Raw genomic sequence first — 17,900 nt, 5'->3', positions numbered from 1 at the left:
TGGCGGTAGTCATGGCGGTAGTCGTGGCGGTAGTCGTGGCGGTAGTCGTGGCAGGAGTTGCGACTTTACCGCTTACTTGGTTTTCGCTTGTTGCAAGTTTAATCGCTTTTGCTTTTGCACCAGCAAAAAACAACAGAGTTTTTATCACCACTACAGTGATTTTAATAGCTCTTTCTGCCCAAAATTTAGGATGGGGTTCAGCATTAATTATCCCTGTAACCTTAGTCAGCTATTACAGAATATTTCCTGATTATTACTTTATCTCTTTAGGTAGTTATTATATATTTCCTCATTATTTACTAAAACTTTTCAGATTTTCAGATTCAACAATTAGGTGGTTACGTCCCCAAACAGCAAAAATACTTTTTCAATTACCTCCTTACACTAGCGAACTCCTGTGGATACCTTTACCTAATCATGCTCAACTTCTTGTTTCTGAATTTCGTGAAAGACCTCAACAAGCCTTAACAATCTTTCAATATACCCAAACTTTTTCCTTACCAGGATTTGAAATAACCCTGCAAAATGCCTTACCACAAATTGTTGCCGATCAACTCAAGCAAATTAAAAGTATTCCAGAACTAATCTTTACTGCCAACTCAGATCATCCCATATTAACCTTCCTGATTTCCCCCTTCTATCACCTCGATTCTGACAGCAATACCCCCACTCCAGAAACACCTTTACCGAAGGTTAAACCCGAACTTTCTATCCTTCTCCCTCGCTTGCAAATTATTATTCAAGATATTCAATCTGCGCTCGAAAATGAAAATATAGCCCTACGAGAACGAGGATTAGAACGAATCAATAACAAGCTTGTTCGATTACAATCCCAATTACCCTCTCTTGGACTTAAAGACCAAGCCATCAAACGCTGGACACCTGTACTAGAACATTGGCAAAGCGTTATTGAACAGGAACAAAATGAACAAAGCAAACTCTCTCAAGGCGAACTAATCAACCCGTTCCAATATGGAAATCCGGTGCGACTTGACCAAAAAAACTTGTTTAAAGGTCGTCAGAGATTTGCCAATGAAGTTGTCCGTCGAGTTTTAGACCGTGACCGACCTACCCTTGTGCTGCATGGCCCCCGTCGCTGTGGTAAAACTTCCTTTTTGTATAACTTTCCCCGCCTACTTCCCAGTGATATCCTCCCCGTATTTGTGGATATGCAAAGTTCCGCCATTACCACCAGCGAATCTGACTTTTGCTTTGGCTTAGTTCGTGCAATTCATAAAGACTGCAAAAGTCAAGGCGTTCAATTACCAAACATTCCTAAACGCACTGATTTTCAAGCAAGTCCCTATACCACTTTAGAAGATTGGTTCGATGAAGCATTTGCCAAAATTGGAGAACGGCGCATCCTTCTTAACCTTGATGAATTTGAAAAAATCGGTACTGCTATCCAAAATGGACAGATAACTTTACGTTTATTTGACCAACTGCGCCACTTAATTCAACATTATGAACAACTCGGTTTTCTTTTTTCTGGGGTACAAACTTTAGAGGAATTAGGCCCAAATTGGAGTAACTATTTTATCAGCGTTGTCCCGATAGAAATGCTTTATCTTGAACCTAACGAAGCCGAGGATTTACTGCTTAATCCAGATCCAGCTTTTACACTGCGTTACGCTCCAGACATTGTAAAAAAAGTATTAATGCTTACCAATTGTCACCCTTACTGCCTACAATTATTGGGTGCATCAATGGTGAATCAAGCTAACTTTAACCATACTGATTTGATTACTGCTGAACTCTTGCAAGCTTCTATTAATGACGCATTTACTTCTGGTCAGCCTTATTTTACAAATATTTGGACAGAATTTACAGGAACTACACCAGAAGAAATGGTAATTGGTCAAGAATTATTATTACAAGTTGCCAAGACAGATATTTTATTACCTATAACTACTGAAATTGCTGAAAAGGTATTAACCCGCTTGTTGCGTTATCATATTTTACACAAAATCAATGGAGGATATGATTTTGAAATTCCTCTGTTAAAACAATGGGTGAGAGAGCGTGCAGTAAAAAGCTAATTATTTAAAGTAAGGAATTAGAGAAGGCACACAACGCAACCTTTTTGTTGTGACTATAGTATCCAATATTTAAACTTTTCTATCGTCTATGAATAAATACGGTTCAGTTAAGGGCTACTGGCAACAATTTTGGGTTTTCGAGACGCGATAAATCGCCGTCTCTACAAGTGTTTTGTTGCTCATTCTGAACTGTATTGGTCTATGAATGACTTTAAATTTTATCATTGAGGGTTCGTTTTTTCAAAAATGCTCAATCAAAACCAAACACCTCTATTAGATGCCTTAAAAGCCAATGCAGCAAGACCTCATGCGCCTTTTTACACCCCAGGACATAAGCTAGGTAAGGGAATTTCTCAACCCTTAGCTGATTTATTTGGTAAAGCCGTGTTTCGCGCTGATTTAACCGAATTAGCAGATTTAGATAATCTCTTTGCACCCCAAGGCGTTATTCAAGAAGCACAACAACTAGCGGCTGAAGCATTTGGCGCTTCGCAAACATGGTTCCTTGTCAACGGTTCTACCTGTGGGATTGAAGCGGCAATTCTTGCTACCTGCGGCACAGGCGATAAAATAATTTTGCCTCGAAATGTGCATTCTTCTGCGATCGCAGGTTTAATTCTCTCCGGTGCAATACCCATTTTTCTCAATCCTGAATACGATCCAGTTTTAGATATTGCCCATAGCATCACGCCTAACGCTGTACAATCTGCACTCCAACAGCATCCCGACACAAAAGCAGTGTTGGTAGTTTATCCAACATATTACGGTGTTTGTGGAGATTTGAGTGCGATCGCCAATATCACACATCAATACAATATTCCTCTACTCGTAGATGAGGCACATGGCGCACACTTTGCCTTTCATCCAGAATTACCCACTCCAGCTTTAGCCGCAGGTGCCGATTTAACTGTACAATCCATCCACAAAGTACTTGGTGCAATGACACAAGCATCAATGCTGCACGTCCGAGGTGAGAGGATAGATTGCGATCGCATCAGTAAAGCTTTGCAGCTTGTACAATCTACCAGTCCTAGTTATTTACTTTTAGCTTCTTTAGATGCAGCGCGTCAGCAAATGGCACTCCACGGAAAAATGCTGATGTCTCGCACTTTGCAACTTGCTGACGAAGCTAGAACCCGAATCAATCAAATTCCTGGATTATCTGTCTTACAGATTCTTAGCCCCCCTTCTCAAGGGGGGTTGGGGGGATCTTCTTCTATAGGTGGGCTGAGAGGATATCCCGGCTTTATAGCTTTAGACAAAACCCGATTAACTGTCACTGTTTCTGGTTTAGGTTTAACCGGATTTGAGGCAGATGAAATTCTTGATGAAAAATTAGATGTCACCGCTGAATTCGCCTCACTGGAACATCTCACATTTATCATTAGTTTGGGCAACACCCCAGATGATATTGAGCAACTGGTGCAAGGTTTTACCACTCTTGCCGAAAAATATCGTCGAACCAATTTGACTATTAAAAGCCATCTGTGGCAGGATCTTTTCACTACACAGACTCATGCTTTATATTGTTCTCCCCGTGAAGCCTTTTTTGCTATTAGTGAAATACTACCTTTGACACATACTAATAAACGCATCTGTAGCGAAATTGTCTGTCCCTATCCTCCAGGAATTCCCTTATTAATGCCGGGAGAAGTTATCACAAAATCCATCCTTGATTACCTCCAACAAATCCAGAAAATGGGGGGATTTATTAGTGGTTGTGCTGATACTACTCTGAAAACTTTGAAAGTTGTAAAATAACCTCCTAACTCCTTTTCTTAACTTCACACTATTGGCATGATGCCTACGTTACATGATTGAATAATTTATCGAACAAAATTCTGGATTCAGAATTCTGTTGGGTATTCTGTATTTGATTCTGACTCCTGACTCCTGAATTCTGACTCCTGAATTCTGAATTCTGAATTCTAAATTCTTTTTCATTTGTTGGAAGTTCCTAACTTGATTGATGTAGATTAAAATCCTAAATCTACAGCAATGCGATGGGCACAAGCAAACCCAGAAAAAGCTACTGCATTCAATCCTTGACCTGGAAAGGTGCTATCCCCAACACAATAAAGTCCTGGAATAGCTGTGCGATTAAATGGCATATTCAATAAACCCCACAACTTGCGCCGGGGAATTGGCCCATAAGTGCCATCTTTACGACCCAAAAAGCGCCGATGGGTGCGCGGTGTCCCCACTTCCAGATAATCCAATCCGGCATCTAAACCTGGAAAAATCTTCTCTAGGCGGTCAATAATTCGCCAAGCCGCCTCTTCTTTCTTCGCTTCGTACTCACTCACAGAAAGTTTTTGCCAATCATCAATCCAGTGAGGCGTGAAGGCGTGAATGATGTGATATCCATTTGGTGCTAAATCTGGGTCAAGCAATGTAGGAATCGAAACAAAAACCGTACCTTCTGCTGCTGTCATCTTTTCCCAATCTTCCAGCAAAATATGGTGACACTCTGTCCCCGCAGGTAAAACTGACTCCTTTACCCCAATGTGCAAACTCAAGAAGCTTGGAGATTTTTGATAATTTTGTTGCCACTTTTTCTCATTATGTGGCATTGCTTCTGCTGGTAATAATTGTTCAAATGTATCCCAGCGTGTAGCATTTGAAACTATGCGTTTACCCCGATAGACCTTACCATTAGCCAGTTGTACACCTACTGCTTTTCCTTGTTCTGTGAGAATTTTTGTGACTCTAGCTTGGTACTGAATCTTACCTCCAGCTTTCTCTAGACCTTCCACCAGTTTTTGGGCAATTTGTCCCACTCCGCCTTTGGGATAATTAACTCCGCCATAATGCCTGTCAGAAAAGACCATCCCAGCATTAATCATTGGTGTCATATCTGATGGAACCACCGACCAGCAATAACATTCCATATCGATAAATTTCAATAATTGCGGGTCTTTGATGTAACGCCGTGCCACATCTCCGGCATTTTGGGGCAGGTACTTAGCTAAACCGAGACATGCCAAAGGATGCTGCAAAAAGACTCGTAGTAGATACCGAGGTTCTTCCAGCGACAGCAAATCCATGCTGTTGAGATACTTGAATACTTTTTGGCATTCGTCATAAAAGCGACGAATCCCCTGTTCTTCATGGGTAAAATGAGCAATAAGATTTTGCAAAAATTTTTCATAAACCCGGTCAACCTTCAAGTCTAAACCTTCGGGTAGATGATAGTGAATCTGCACCGGATCTGCGATCGCTTCTTGGCTGACATTTACAGTTGATAATGCACGGGTGAGTAAGTTAGTAGTACCATTCTCTCCCAGTCCAAAAATCATTGATGCCCCAACATCAAATCGATAGCCTTGGCGTTCAAAATAACCAGCGCTACCACCTGGAATCAAATAACGTTCCAGTACCAGCACTTTCGCTCCCTTCGCTGCTAACTGGGTCGCTGTTACTAACCCACCAATCCCAGACCCAATTACGATTGCGTCAATGGTCATTTGTCATTTGTCCTTTGTCATTTGTCCTACCCTACGGGAAGCCGCAGAAGCGTCTATGTTATTTGTCCTTTGTTATTTGTCCAGAGTCAATCAATATTTACTAATGACCAATGACCAATGACAAATGACTAATCAAAAAAAAAGAGGGACGAGCCTGCTGCTGCTGGCTAATCCCGTCTGCCGATCCTTAAAAGAGAGGAGAACACTGTATAACAATATAGCCTTGATTGAGAATTTATGTCAACTGCTAATGAAAAAGTTTATCAATAAAATTTAGAGTGTTAATTTTTAGCTGTCAGCCTAATGCAGGAAAGAGTATTATGGTGTTTCAGTTCTTATACAATAAAAAGGCGCTTGTTTCTGGCTATGACGCTACAATTGCGCGTTTATGTTCCACCCCATCCCCTGATCAAACACTGGCTAGCAGTTGCCCGTGATGCAGGCACACCTTCAGTATTATTTCGCAGTGCCATGACTGAGTTGGGAAGATGGCTAACTTATGAAGCTGCACGAGACTGGTTTCCGACCCAAGAAACAACGGTACAGACTCCTTTAGATATTTGTCCAGCAACGGTGATTGATCCGCAAGTGCCTATGGCAGTAGTACCGATTCTGCGGGCTGGACTAGGATTACTTGAGGGAGCGCAGACTTTATTACCTTTGGCATCGATTTATCACTTTGGCTTAGTGCGAGATGAAGAGACACTGCAATCTCATTGTTATCTGAACAAGTTACCAGAAAAGTTTGACCCCCAAACACGAGTGTTAATTACCGATCCAATGTTGGCAACAGGAGGGTCGATGATGACGACAATGGCAGAATTAACACAAAGGGGTGTAGATCCAAGCCTGACTCGGATTGTTTGTGTAGTAGCGGCTCCACCAGCTTTGCAAAAATTGAGTGAAGCTTATCCAGGTTTAATAATTTACACCGCCACTATTGACGAAAAACTGAATAACCAGGGGTATATTGTACCGGGATTGGGAGATGCAGGCGATCGCATTTTTGGGACTTAAGCTAGTATGCAGCTAGGGCAGGAAAGTAGCATAACTACTATAAAAGTTGCAAGGTTTGTTGAAGGCGGTAAAGATTATGAGTCAGCGAGATGGTTTTGGTAGTGGTTTTATAGCAGGGGCATTTGTCGGTGGCGTATTTGGCGGTGTTATCGGAGCATTGATTGCTTCTCGACGCGAGCCAGAATTGCTAGGTGAGGAGGAAATAGAACTGACAGATAGCCAAGCCGAAGCTAAGAGAATAGCAGCAAAGCGGCGTCAGATGAAAGCCTCAGAAAGCGAAAGCATCGGCATAGAAACGGCCAGGCGATCGCTAGAAGATAAAATTGCCCAGCTAAATGCCACAATTGATGAAGTGCGGAAGCAACTGGGGAATGTGAATGGCGGTGCATCCCAAGCAGCCAATGACCGTTCCCTCACTAAAGACTCCTGAAGTTTGTTCAGGCGTGGTGAAAGTGTCAAGTGTGGTAAACGTGAAATCCGCAAACAGCATGACATGGACTAAATTAAAATTAAAAGATAAGACCGCGTTTGACACTTAGTAGGAAACACAGCTATCCATGAGTTTACTGATTACGACACTAGTAACCTTTGTTACCTTTTATAGCTATTTGCTAATTATCCGGGTTTTGTTGACCTGGTTCCCGACAATCAACTGGTATAACCAGCCATTTGCCGCTTTAGCCCAGATAACCGACCCTTATCTAAATTTATTCCGCTCAATTATTCCCCCATTGGGCGGTATGGATTTTTCTCCGATTTTAGCTTTCTTAGCACTCAACTTAGCTGGAGAGTTTCTCAGAACCCTAACTCGTCTGCCATTCGTCCAGGGATTTTGATTAGTACCCCAATCAAAACTTTTGTAGAGACGCTTTCACAATTGGCGTCTCTACAATTTTTATAAGAAGAATTCAGAACTCAGGAGTCAGAATTCAGAATTCAGTATTAATTCTGTACGACTGAGTATTATATAAATACTGCTCAGGTTTTGGATTTTAAATTGGAATTTGTTTTTGGGAAAAAGGTTACTGAGTTTGAGTTAAAGGTTTTTTCTTTCCCTTTTCCCTACAAGTATTGAGTATTATATTATTATCTACGCACTTGGCCGCTAAACCCAGCAGCCTTGAACTGCTTTAGCTTCAAGGGAGTTGGCTGATTAGCAGGTACAGAAATTCTTAATTCAAAATCGCTGATGCCTGGTGGCACCTCAGTAATAGAACCTAAGCGAGTCCGGTTTTGCATCACCGAGTCATTATTAGCATCATAGATGCGTCCAAAAATATCTGCGTCGTAGACTGTTTTATTAGTGCCATTTTCTGCTTTGCCAATGACAATAAAACAATTGGCTGCTGCACTACCACTACTGATAACAGCCCCTTCTGCTAGTTCTGGTGGGCAATCTTTATAAGATACGTCAAATAGTTTAATCTGTGTCAGGGCTATAGCTGGGGGAATAATCACCCACGATAGAAAGGTGATCATACAGGAAATAAAAACGACCGTGAGTGAGCGCAACCGCATAAAAGACCCCGTGACTTAATCTAATAATTATTTAACTTATAACCTCAGCTTACCTGAATTTAAGTACAGGGTAATTGGAGACTTTAATTTAACCTTTGTAATAATTAGGGAAATAAACCCTCAATTGCTATTAAATTATGACTCCAGATGAGATTGAAGCAGCTATGCTCGCAGCTTTTAATCGTTGTGATGTCGCAAGCTGTCCTCTCACTGACGCGCAGAAACAGATATTACTGCAAGTGGTCGAGCAAATTCAGGGAAATTCTACCTCTGGGACGTCAAATATTGCTAATCCCTTAGACGAACTTACCCCAGAGGAGTTAGAAGCATTTTTACAGTTTGTTAAGAATGAAGAACAACGTAACCGCACTTGGAAAGTGCAATTACTCAACGACTGGTTGCTAGAAAATGACTCTGGAACAGTACAATTCATTCGCCAACGCTATGGTTTACAGTGGTTGAATCGTGTTGAGTCATGTCATTTTGAGAAGTATTATTATTTTGAGGATGCACTCAAGTTAAAGGTAGGCGATCGCATTGAAGTTTCCAATGCACTATGGGAATGGGTGCAAGAAGATGGCCCTTGTCAGCGCGAATGGTTTCCCTGTATGGTGATTCAGATCGAAGAAATTAGCGATGACTCCTCTACTAATTGCGTCGTCCGCTTCTTCAACGGCGCTGAGTATGAAATTCAAGGCATCTACGAATGGAATCGTTATAACTGGCGCTGGCCTCAAAAATAGTAGTCTATAAATTCCTTGTAGAGACGGCGATTTATCGCGTCTCTCTAACCTCAATGAAATTATTGCTTGAACAACGCCCAAGCCAAAAACCTTTCGGTATGATACAACGCTAATTGATTGCTCACACCATTAAAAACAGCATCAAAAGCGTGTTCTGCCCAAGGAATTTCTAGAAAAACCGCAGTATTACCAGAGTCATGTAAACGTTGATACATCTTTCTACCAAATCGTGCTTCTACCAAATGGTCACGACTACCGTAAATTAATAAAGTTGGCGGTAAAGGATGCGTTAGGTAATTTATCGGTGAAGCAATTTGATACTGATTAGGTAATTCTTCTAAAGAACCACCGATAAATGCTTTTAAAACAGCACGGGTGTTAATAGGATCGGGATTTGGCGGTGTTTTGTATCCTCCTGGTAAGTTAACAGGCCCGTAATAGTTCACCACAGCACGAATAGGTGGTGCATCTGGTTGATAAGCCGCTAGCATTGCTAAATGCGCTCCCGCAGAACGCCCTAAAAGTACCATCCGTTCAGGATCAGCTTCATATTCAGCTGCATGTTGGCGAATAAAATTCAAGGCTGTACGCACATCATCTAACTGAGATGGAAACCGATATTTTGGTGCGTGTCGATAGGCGATCGCAAATACTGTATATCCATGATTAGCAATATATTGATTAAACTCAGAATTAGCGCCAGGATTGCCATATTGCCAAGCTCCACCATAAATTACTACCACTGCTGGATATTTCCCTACCTCTGAGGGTTGGTAAACTTCCATTTTTAAAGGCACTCCCGCAGGCGAAGCAAAGAGAATATCTTTTTGATGACGCGTTTTACCTAATGGAATACCCCGGAAGAAATTAACTAAGTCAAAGGGATGGATTTGCATCTTAGCCATTACTTGGACTGGAATTTGCTCTAAATAATTTGCTCCCAACCCTTGTTTCATCGCTTTAGCCATCTGCATTTGAGTTAGTGGGATATTCACTAGCACCGAGCCACAAATTACCAATCCGATTAAACTGAAAATGCAAACTAAACGCTGTATTTTACGGCGACGGATGTAGAATAAAGAAAGCAATAAAAAGAGCAAATTTAATAATAATAACCAAGGACTGACTTCTGGCGCTCCCACTGCTAGCCTGAGTAAAAACATATTTGGGGCAGCAAGAATAATCCAAGAGCTAAGAAATAGACTTGTAAAACTTAGAAATAAGATAAGCCATGATAAAATTATTTTGGGTTTAGCAAACATAGATAAAGTGCGGGAATAAAGACTCCGAAGAAGTACAATTTATCCGCTAATGCTAAGGTTGGCAATAGTTCTATATTCTAAATGGCGATGAAAGCATCACTCATTGCTGTTGTATTTGCCGTTGCACCCAAAGACGAAAAGCTTTGAGCGTTGCATTTCTGCCTGCTGTTGTACTTTGCTCTAGATATTGGGGAATCGCTGCAATTAGTGGGAATAGAGGAAAATTTAAGCTTTGCTGAGATTCTACATAATGCCCATTTTGTAGAACGTTAATTTGGAGCTTTCCTCGCTCAAAACGCCAAAGTTCAGGCACTTTTAGCGCTTCATAAATATTAGGATGAGTCCGAGAAGTAATATCAATTTCTAGAGCTAAATCTGGAGGAGGATCTACTGCTAAATCTAGCCGCTTCTTGCCGCGAATCTTGGATTCATTTTTTATATAGAAACACTGATCGGGTTCTATACCTTGAGCCATCACTTGGTTTTTGAAAGTGGTAGAACCGAGGCTGATGAACTCAGTACTTACCTCTTCTAGAAGCGCTTTGACTAAATCACCAATAATTTCTTTGTCATATTCATGTTCTGGCAGTGGTGCCATAATCTCTAGTATTCCCCTGTCATAAGCAATTCGTGCTGCCCGGTGTTCCCCTAAATCCTCTAGAATTGCTTCCAATTCCTGCCAGGTTACATCTCGCAGTAGCACTCTTTGTCCTGGTGGAATGTAGATGCGCTTTAATTCCAACAACATCATCTCCACTCCTAATAGCTCAAATCTAAATTTAGCTTACTCCAGTTGAACTGACGGGGCGACAATTTTTGCTACTTCATCGCTATGCTTGGATACGCCGCAGCTTGTCGTCGGATGTCGCCTACTCAAACAACCCCCTCATAGAAGTGTACACGGGGGCGATCGCTCTTACATTCCCATTCCCCATTCCCCACCTTTCAAGGGTAGGTATTTAAAAATCAGGCAGTAGAGAGGGTGATTTGAGAGACATGGAGTTGTGGAGTCAAGGAAGGCCAAGGTTCAGGGAAAAAGCTACCTTGAGGTAGGGGAAGACGATTAAGAACGGCAGCCTTAATCACTAAAAATCCACGACGGAAACATGAGAGACAACGATGGAAGACACTATTTTTCAAATTGCGTCGTGCAACGTGGGTTTGTGGTAATTCGTCTAAACTACTAATAGGCAAATTGGCATCAATAGCACCTCCAACACTAACCTGCCATAAAGTAGCGATTGCGATCGCTAACCAATGTCTCTCGGCTCGTTTGGTATCTGTCATTTTAGTTTGATGCCAAGCAAAACCACCTCTTTTACCGTCTTTAAATAGACATTCAATCCAAGAGCGCATCGAATACCAACAAGCATCCGCAACTTCGGGTTGTAAATCGGTGAGAATTAACCAAGGTTCGGCATAGCCCTCGTCATGACGGGCTAACAATGTACATTCAATCGGGTTACTTTTGAAACAAGTTACCAATGACTCAAATGACTGACCAACTTCTCGAACAAGAGTATTTAGAGGTAGCCAAGAAACAGTACCTTTAATTTGAAACTGCCCCTGAAGGTTAATCCGCATAAAAGGATGCCAACCACAGTTCAAGATTTGTTGATACAACCACTCAGCATAAAGCCCTCTATCTGTGGTGACAATTACAAACCAATCTGGTGGTACAGTTTTGTCTATATGGCGAAATAATTCTTCCCAGTGAGGTTTCCAACTTCCAGGAATGGTAGCTTCAACTATTTTCCAGGCAATTGGAATTCCACAGCCACGGTAAACAATGCTAATTGCTAATACAGTAAAGCGATCGCTTAAAGTTGAAGCATCTGCTGCCAATGCTAGACGTTTTTCACCTTTAGGCCAAAGACTTAGAATCCAAGATAGTAGTGGACTAAAACAAGATGTCACATCCAATGAAGTTCGACCAGTTTTTGTTTTATCTTCTGCGTCTCGATACCATTCCCGCAGTTGCTGACGTATAGTATTCTCCTTTTTACCCAGTAGTTCTGCTAAAAATACTGAAACCGTTGTCAGTCCACTTGATTGGGTCATTACTATCCCAAAAGTCCACATTGCCAGTACAACAGCTTGAGGTTTTGTGAGATTTGGCATTTTTTCAATTACTTTTCTAGTCCATTCTCTTAATTCCTCGCTTTTTCCTACTTGCATTCACCCTCCTGCACCCGTAGTAATTCTGCTGATAAAAGCTAGATAGTATTTTACCTGCAAAAATACGCCTTTATTAAATACCTACCCTTGAAAGCCATTCCCCACTCCCTCATTGTCTAGAGTGAAGAAAAAACCTCTGGAGTTCCCAGAGGTTTTGGTTCCTGATTTAGTTTCTATTTGTTACTACAATTTGTCCTCAGTCATTTCCCGATAATGAAGGAAATTATTTGATTTGAGTTGTTACTCAAGCACTTATGGCTCAATGCCGATTAACTGGAAATTCAGAAAAGGATACCTTGTAGATAGCGCAATAAGGTTCAATTAAGACTTTCTCCTCCCTAATAATTCTTAAAAAGGAAGGTATTAAACCTAAAATATACTGAGAATTAAGTGTTTAAATATACTTCTTGCAAAAAAACAATGAATGATCAACTCAAGCTAGAGCTAATTATTTGCAAATGCGTCTCACATATAAATATTCTATAGTAATCATAATTTTTTTTAAAACTCAGTGGTCTTGTAGGATGCGTTCCGTGCTAACACACCCTACGTATAGTTCAAAAATAAAATACTAGTCCTATATTTCATTTTTGAACTATACGTAAGCTGGGCACTTGTCTTAAATCATATTTAACTATAGTTAAACTTTTAGACTGTAAGCTCAATAACTATTGGCAATCTTTGATGCCAACCTAAATTATTTTCATACTATAGATAGATATCGATATAGGAAATTTGGCAGATAGTAATGGATGTGGTTTTATTACTAGGGACAGATGTAGATGTGGGATAAATTAAGAAAAATACTATTTTTTTAGTAAACGACAAGTAATGTATCCTAAAATTATTTATTGCGATAAGAAAATTTAAATTACCAATGATTATTTCAAAAGAAAATTTAATAACTAACCTTTTGATTTTTTCAGCAAGAAAATTGTAAGATTTTGATAAAGATATTGTCAAGTTTTGATTATATTTTTTTGTTTATTGTAAAAACTATTGACTAAAGGTAGGATTGTTCTTAAATAAAGAAAAGTGGACTAAGGAAAAGATTAAGTAACTGTCGCTTCTCGATTGAACTTTTCTTTCAGATAGGTTCAAATTTATTACTACATACTGATGACAAACTAGCTAGTTTGTAAGATAGTCTAAGGACTAAATATTTACTCATACCTGACCTTTACTGTTTTTAGTTTCCAAGTCATTGAAAAAGATTCAAGCTCTTGTTGGTAATCAAAACTTAACCTACCTAAATATTAGGAGGTTAATCTATAAACCCGTATTGTATAATTCAGTAAAATCATCAATGTAAGGGCTACTCGAAGCCTCGAAAGTGTTTGCCTATTACCATCAATCAGGGGCAATGGTCTTAACCAAAACCATTATTTCACCGGGCTTCAGGACAGTCTGTCAACTTTTAGCGGTTATCAAGTGATTAGTTTACTAGTTTTAAGTATTTTTATTCCAAGTGAAGACCATTAAGGTCGAATTTTGATTTATTAAAATCTGACCGAATGAAGTGAATCCCTAAAATATCAGAATATTAGGGGAATAATACCTAGCGTTATTTGCACACCACGTCAATATTTAATCAACCTTCTAGGACTAATTAGTTTTGCAGTTGCATATCCTGGTGAACCAGGATTGAAAAAACAATTGCAAAAGACATATTTGCCCACATTTCACAGTTGGCGGCAACTGATAAAAATTATGTCAGAATACTCCAGTCAAGACAGAGCTTTTGAATGCTATGACATGCACGAGAGCAAATTTTTAACGCCTTTTCAACGGAAGGCACTGTTGAAAAATTTGCAAGCGAATTTACAGCCAGAATATCGGCGGCGGATTGAAATTATGCTGCTGGCGGATATGGGTAAATCTCAAAGTCAAATCTGTGAAATATTAAGTTGTTCTCAGGAAATGGCACGATATTGGATTGGTGTGGCAGAGGCAGGTTTAGCGCACAAATGGAATGAGCGCCCAATTGGTAGACCTAAGACTGTTAACGATCAATACATTGAACGTTTGAAAGAATTGGTGAGTAATAGTCCGCGTGAATATGGTTATGCATTTACTTACTGGACAGCCCAATGGTTAAGCAAGCATTTAGCAAATGAATTTGGGATTGCAATTACCGATCGCCATGTTAACCGCTTGCTAAAAAAAATGGGACTTTCCACTAAGCGTAAAAATCCCTGTTTACAAGAAACTGACCTAAATAAGGATGCTGGCATTACGATTGGTGACTTGCAATCTAACTCCGAACCGAGTTTGCATTGGTCATTTAATCTGATTCAGACCAATAACTAAATTTATTTGTCATTTGTCATTTGTCATTTGTCATTTGACCAATGCCCAATGCCCAATGCTCCATGCCCAAATACTGTTTTGGAGGTCAGAAAATGCCATCAGCGTTTTCTCAGCAATATTTAGCTGAACAACTCACCCAAGGTTTGGGTGAGTCGCTGTCAGACGGGGAACTTGACAGGTGTCTCAAAGGGCTGGAAATTGTCGAACCATCAGTAGCAAAGCAGTTTTGGCACGCAACTACAGCCCAGCCTGGAATTTATATTGTCCTGACTGGTAAAGTCAGACTGTTGGATAGCTCTAATAACTTAATTACTACTCTGTTATCTGGAGCATCATTTGGCGAATTGACTTTATTTCCAAGAGAGGAATTCAGTCCTTATGTTGCTAGGGCTTCAGTAAACTTACAGCTTTGCTATATCAACCAAGATATTTTACAGGAGATTATTCGCACACATAGCAGCATCAGCGATCGCCTTTTAAGACGTGCAGAGGTTTGGGATTTGCTGCTGTTATGTTGCCAGAACTCCCTAATTGGGCGTAATGGCTCTGTGGAAGAGATGTTTAAAGCTTTATGCCTATTTGAGCGGCACAATCTGGAAAGTGGTTCCCTGAGTCCCAATCTCACTAGAGATATCAAGCTTTGGTTACTGTATCGCGGAGAACTGCTGGATTCTAACGGGCGAAGATTCACACCTGGAAACATCTATGTGAGTCCAAAACAAGGAAGTTGGGAGGTAGGGCAACCAGCGATCGCTTACAGTTTAAGCAATGCTGATTGGCAAACAGCATTACAGCATTGGCCGCAATTAGCAGAGTTAATAGACTTCCAAGAGAGATTGGGGACAGGGGACAGGGGACAGGGGACAGGGGACAGGGAACAGGGGACAGGGGACAGGGGATTAGGAAAGGCTTTTGACAATACCCAATCCCCAGTACCCAATCCCCAGTACCCAATCCCCAGCATTGAGCCAAAACAAAGGAGACAACGGGCGTACTTTCCCAGCCCAACAGTCAGGGCTGGGCATTGGTTGGGACGCTTGACTAAACGGTATCCGTTCTTTGAACAACAAAGCGCCTCTGACTGTGGTGCAGCTTGTTTGGTGATGATTAGTCGCTATTGGGGTAAGCGCTTTAATGTCAACCGCATACGGGATTTAACCAACATCAGCCGGAGTGGGGCATCAATGCGGGGTTTAACAGCCGCCGCCGAAAATATCGGTTTTGCTACCCGTCCAGTGAAAGCCAGCTTTGATAAATTAGCCCAACAACCTTTACCTGCGATCGCTCACTGGGAAGGTAAGCACTACATTGTTGTCTATGAAGTCAATAAAAAACGTGTGATTGTTGGCGATCCCGCCATCGGTCAACGCACCCTTACCCCCAGCGAATTTAAAGTTGGTTGGACTGGTTATGCACTGTTATTACAACCTACAGACCTACTCAGAGAAACCGAGGAAGCGATTACACCATTTTGGCAGTTTTTTGATTTAGTTAAACCTCACTCGCAAGTGCTGCTAGAAGTGTTAATCGCTTCGATATTAATTCAGTTATTTGGATTAATTACACCCCTATTTACTCAGTTGCTCTTAGATAGAGTAATTGTCCAAGGTAGTACCCTGACTTTAAACGCCATTGGTTTAGGGTTGCTGATTTTTGGTTTTTTTCGCGTTGCTCTCAGTGGACTGCGGCAATATCTCCTGGATCACACAGCAAATCGCTTGGGATTAACACTGATGGTAGGTTTTATTAAACATACCTTTCGTTTGCCCTTAGCATTTTTTGAGTCGCGGTACGTTGGCGATATTGTATCTCGCGTCCAAGAAAATCAAAAAATTCAGCGCTTTCTAACTGGAGAAGCACTATCAATTGGTTTGGATTTAATGACGGTGTTTGTCTATGTAGCATTGATGTTTTGGTATAGCTGGCAAATGGCATTATTCAGTTTAGCGATCGTGCCGCCTTTTGTATTACTAGCGTTCATAGCTACACCTTTTTTGCGCCGCATCAGCCGCGAAGTTTTTAATGCTTCAGCTAAAGAGAACAGTTATCTGATTCAATCCCTCACAGGTATTCGCTCAGTTCGCTCTATGGCAATTGAGCAAACAGTACGCTGGCATTGGGAAGAACTGCTGAATAATGTCATTAAAAAGACATTTAGTGGACAGATAATTAGTAACCAACTCCAAATTCTCAGTTCCAGTATCGAATCGCTAGTAACCACGGGATTACTTTGGTTTGGTGCATGGCAGGTAATTCAAAACCAATTGACAATTGGACAATTAGTAGCCTTCAATATGTTGTTGGGTAACGTTATTCGACCTTTCCAACGGCTGATTGTTCTGTGGAATCAATTACAAGAAGTGATTATTTCTACGGAGCGAATTAATGATGTTTTAGAAGCAGAGCCAGAAGAAGATTTACAACATCAGCCCCGTCAATTTTTAAGTATTTTACGTGGTCATATTTTATTTGAGAATGTGACTTTTCGCTATCACCCAGAAAGCGATATTAACGTGTTAGAAAACCTCAGCTTTGAAATCAAACCTGAGCAAACTATAGCAGTTGTAGGGCGTAGTGGTTCTGGCAAAACTACCCTTTCTAAATTGATTTTGGGACTATATCTGCCGACGGATGGCAAAGTATTGATTGATGGTCAAGATGTGACTAATATTGCTCTGCGATCGCTCCGTTCTCAAATTGGCGTTGTAGACCAAGATACATTTTTGTTTGGCGGTACAATCCGCGACAACATTAGCATTGCTCATCCAGAAGCTTCCCAAGAAGAAGTTATCGAAGCGGCGCGTCTAGCAGGAGCAGATGAGTTTATTAAGCAAATGCCAATGGGCTACGAAACCCAAATTGGTGAAGGTGGGGGTATGTTATCCGGTGGACAACGCCAACGCCTAGCGATCGCTCGTGCTTTGTTAGGAAACCCCAGCTTCTTAGTATTGGATGAGGCAACCAGTCACTTAGACGCTGAATCTGAGCGGATTATTCAGAATAACCTCAAAAAAATTCTCCAAGGACGCACAAGTTTAATCATTGCTCATCGTCTTTCTACTGTGCGTAATGCTGATTTGATTTTGGTTTTAGATCGGGGAATTTTAGTCGAAAGCGGTACTCACGATCAATTAATCACCAAAAAAGGTCATTATTTCTATCTCAATCAGCAACAACTAGCGCAAACAGGTTGAATGGGGATTGGGGATTGGGGACTGGGGAATGGGGAATGGGGAATTAGAGACTCCGTTCATCCACCTCAGAACTCCGTTCATCCACCTCAAAACTCCGTTCATCCACCTCAAAACTCCGTTCATCCACCTCAAAACTCCGTTCATCCACCTCAAAACTCCGTTCATCCACCTC

At 40.9% G+C, this 17,900-nt stretch carries 14 protein-coding genes; 9 read left to right on the top strand and 5 right to left on the bottom strand.

Annotated features, from left to right (window positions below):
• Together RRG12_RS35690 and RRG12_RS35685 are read left to right on the top strand one after the other, a co-directional pair.
• On the top strand, nucleotides 1–2,039 hold a 2,039-nt coding region (locus tag RRG12_RS35690), incomplete at its 5' end, for an AAA family ATPase (RefSeq protein ID WP_420762482.1).
• Nucleotides 2,040–2,285: 246 nt separating this feature from the next.
• Complete coding sequence (locus tag RRG12_RS35685; RefSeq protein ID WP_420762481.1) at nucleotides 2,286–3,800, top strand: aminotransferase class I/II-fold pyridoxal phosphate-dependent enzyme; 1,515 nt, start codon at nucleotides 2,286–2,288, stop codon at nucleotides 3,798–3,800.
• A gap of 215 nt (nucleotides 3,801–4,015) precedes the next feature.
• Here RRG12_RS35685 and crtH read toward each other — a convergent pair whose 3' ends face one another.
• Nucleotides 4,016–5,506 (bottom strand): carotenoid isomerase, encoded by a 1,491-nt coding sequence (crtH, locus tag RRG12_RS35680; protein WP_420762480.1) that lies wholly within the window; start codon nucleotides 5,504–5,506, stop codon nucleotides 4,016–4,018.
• 124 nt (nucleotides 5,507–5,630) lie between these two features.
• Here crtH and RRG12_RS35675 point away from each other — a divergent pair, with 124 nt between their 5' ends.
• The 4 genes from RRG12_RS35675 to RRG12_RS35660 all read left to right on the top strand — a co-directional run bounded on the left by RRG12_RS35675 (nucleotide 5,631) and on the right by RRG12_RS35660 (nucleotide 7,359).
• Nucleotides 5,631–5,783 (top strand): hypothetical protein, encoded by a 153-nt coding sequence (locus RRG12_RS35675; RefSeq protein WP_176727007.1) that lies wholly within the window; start codon nucleotides 5,631–5,633, stop codon nucleotides 5,781–5,783.
• Nucleotides 5,784–5,872: 89 nt separating this feature from the next.
• Nucleotides 5,873–6,523, top strand: coding sequence for a uracil phosphoribosyltransferase (gene upp / locus RRG12_RS35670; protein ID WP_069070459.1), 651 nt, complete (start codon nucleotides 5,873–5,875; stop codon nucleotides 6,521–6,523).
• Between the two features lie 76 nt (nucleotides 6,524–6,599).
• Nucleotides 6,600–6,953, top strand: a complete 354-nt coding sequence (locus RRG12_RS35665) for a hypothetical protein (protein WP_420762479.1) — start codon at nucleotides 6,600–6,602, stop codon at nucleotides 6,951–6,953.
• A gap of 127 nt (nucleotides 6,954–7,080) precedes the next feature.
• A complete protein-coding gene (locus tag RRG12_RS35660; protein WP_069070457.1) occupies nucleotides 7,081–7,359 on the top strand; it encodes a YggT family protein in 279 nt (92 codons plus the stop codon).
• Nucleotides 7,360–7,609: 250 nt separating this feature from the next.
• Here RRG12_RS35660 and RRG12_RS35655 read toward each other — a convergent pair whose 3' ends face one another.
• Nucleotides 7,610–8,041 carry a hypothetical protein gene (locus RRG12_RS35655; RefSeq protein ID WP_069070456.1) on the bottom strand — a complete coding sequence of 144 codons (432 nt, stop codon included), beginning with the start codon at nucleotides 8,039–8,041 and terminating at the stop codon, nucleotides 7,610–7,612.
• A 137-nt stretch (nucleotides 8,042–8,178) separates the two neighbouring features.
• Here RRG12_RS35655 and RRG12_RS35650 point away from each other — a divergent pair, with 137 nt between their 5' ends.
• Nucleotides 8,179–8,784, top strand: coding sequence for a hypothetical protein (locus tag RRG12_RS35650; RefSeq protein WP_420762478.1), 606 nt, complete (start codon nucleotides 8,179–8,181; stop codon nucleotides 8,782–8,784).
• Nucleotides 8,785–8,843: 59 nt separating this feature from the next.
• Here RRG12_RS35650 and RRG12_RS35645 read toward each other — a convergent pair whose 3' ends face one another.
• The 3 genes from RRG12_RS35645 to RRG12_RS35635 all read right to left on the bottom strand — a co-directional run bounded on the left by RRG12_RS35645 (nucleotide 8,844) and on the right by RRG12_RS35635 (nucleotide 12,224).
• Nucleotides 8,844–10,046, bottom strand: coding sequence for an alpha/beta hydrolase (locus tag RRG12_RS35645; RefSeq protein ID WP_420762477.1), 1,203 nt, complete (start codon nucleotides 10,044–10,046; stop codon nucleotides 8,844–8,846).
• Between the two features lie 100 nt (nucleotides 10,047–10,146).
• Nucleotides 10,147–10,794 (bottom strand): Uma2 family endonuclease, encoded by a 648-nt coding sequence (locus RRG12_RS35640; protein ID WP_420762493.1) that lies wholly within the window; start codon nucleotides 10,792–10,794, stop codon nucleotides 10,147–10,149.
• 218 nt (nucleotides 10,795–11,012) lie between these two features.
• Entirely contained in the window at nucleotides 11,013–12,224 is a 1,212-nt protein-coding gene (locus RRG12_RS35635) for an endonuclease (RefSeq protein WP_420758009.1), read from the bottom strand.
• A 1,710-nt stretch (nucleotides 12,225–13,934) separates the two neighbouring features.
• Here RRG12_RS35635 and RRG12_RS35630 point away from each other — a divergent pair.
• Nucleotides 13,935–14,534 carry a helix-turn-helix domain-containing protein gene (locus RRG12_RS35630; RefSeq protein WP_069070474.1) on the top strand — a complete coding sequence of 200 codons (600 nt, stop codon included), beginning with the start codon at nucleotides 13,935–13,937 and terminating at the stop codon, nucleotides 14,532–14,534.
• Nucleotides 14,535–14,626: 92 nt separating this feature from the next.
• Nucleotides 14,627–17,728 carry a peptidase domain-containing ABC transporter gene (locus RRG12_RS35625; protein WP_420762476.1) on the top strand — a complete coding sequence of 1,034 codons (3,102 nt, stop codon included), beginning with the start codon at nucleotides 14,627–14,629 and terminating at the stop codon, nucleotides 17,726–17,728.
• The last annotated feature ends 172 nt before the right edge of the window (nucleotides 17,729–17,900 follow it).

This window comes from Nostoc sp. CALU 546, from assembly GCF_048836525.1.
This window is presented reverse-complemented; position numbering and strand designations above follow the sequence as displayed.

Excerpts from the sequence above, each read along its gene's own strand:
- RRG12_RS35685 (WP_420762481.1), top strand. The coding sequence starts at position 2,286 with ATGCTCAATCAAAACCAAACACCTCTATTAGATGCCTTAAAAGCCAAT.
- crtH (WP_420762480.1), bottom strand. The coding sequence starts at position 5,506 with ATGACCATTGACGCAATCGTAATTGGGTCTGGGATTGGTGGGTTAGTA.
- RRG12_RS35675 (WP_176727007.1), top strand. The coding sequence starts at position 5,631 with ATGACTAATCAAAAAAAAAGAGGGACGAGCCTGCTGCTGCTGGCTAAT.
- upp (WP_069070459.1), top strand. The coding sequence starts at position 5,873 with ATGACGCTACAATTGCGCGTTTATGTTCCACCCCATCCCCTGATCAAA.
- RRG12_RS35665 (WP_420762479.1), top strand. The coding sequence starts at position 6,600 with ATGAGTCAGCGAGATGGTTTTGGTAGTGGTTTTATAGCAGGGGCATTT.
- RRG12_RS35660 (WP_069070457.1), top strand. The coding sequence starts at position 7,081 with ATGAGTTTACTGATTACGACACTAGTAACCTTTGTTACCTTTTATAGC.
- RRG12_RS35655 (WP_069070456.1), bottom strand. The coding sequence starts at position 8,041 with ATGCGGTTGCGCTCACTCACGGTCGTTTTTATTTCCTGTATGATCACC.
- RRG12_RS35650 (WP_420762478.1), top strand. The coding sequence starts at position 8,179 with ATGACTCCAGATGAGATTGAAGCAGCTATGCTCGCAGCTTTTAATCGT.
- RRG12_RS35645 (WP_420762477.1), bottom strand. The coding sequence starts at position 10,046 with ATGTTTGCTAAACCCAAAATAATTTTATCATGGCTTATCTTATTTCTA.
- RRG12_RS35640 (WP_420762493.1), bottom strand. The coding sequence starts at position 10,794 with ATGTTGTTGGAATTAAAGCGCATCTACATTCCACCAGGACAAAGAGTG.
- RRG12_RS35635 (WP_420758009.1), bottom strand. The coding sequence starts at position 12,224 with ATGCAAGTAGGAAAAAGCGAGGAATTAAGAGAATGGACTAGAAAAGTA.
- RRG12_RS35630 (WP_069070474.1), top strand. The coding sequence starts at position 13,935 with ATGTCAGAATACTCCAGTCAAGACAGAGCTTTTGAATGCTATGACATG.
- RRG12_RS35625 (WP_420762476.1), top strand. The coding sequence starts at position 14,627 with ATGCCATCAGCGTTTTCTCAGCAATATTTAGCTGAACAACTCACCCAA.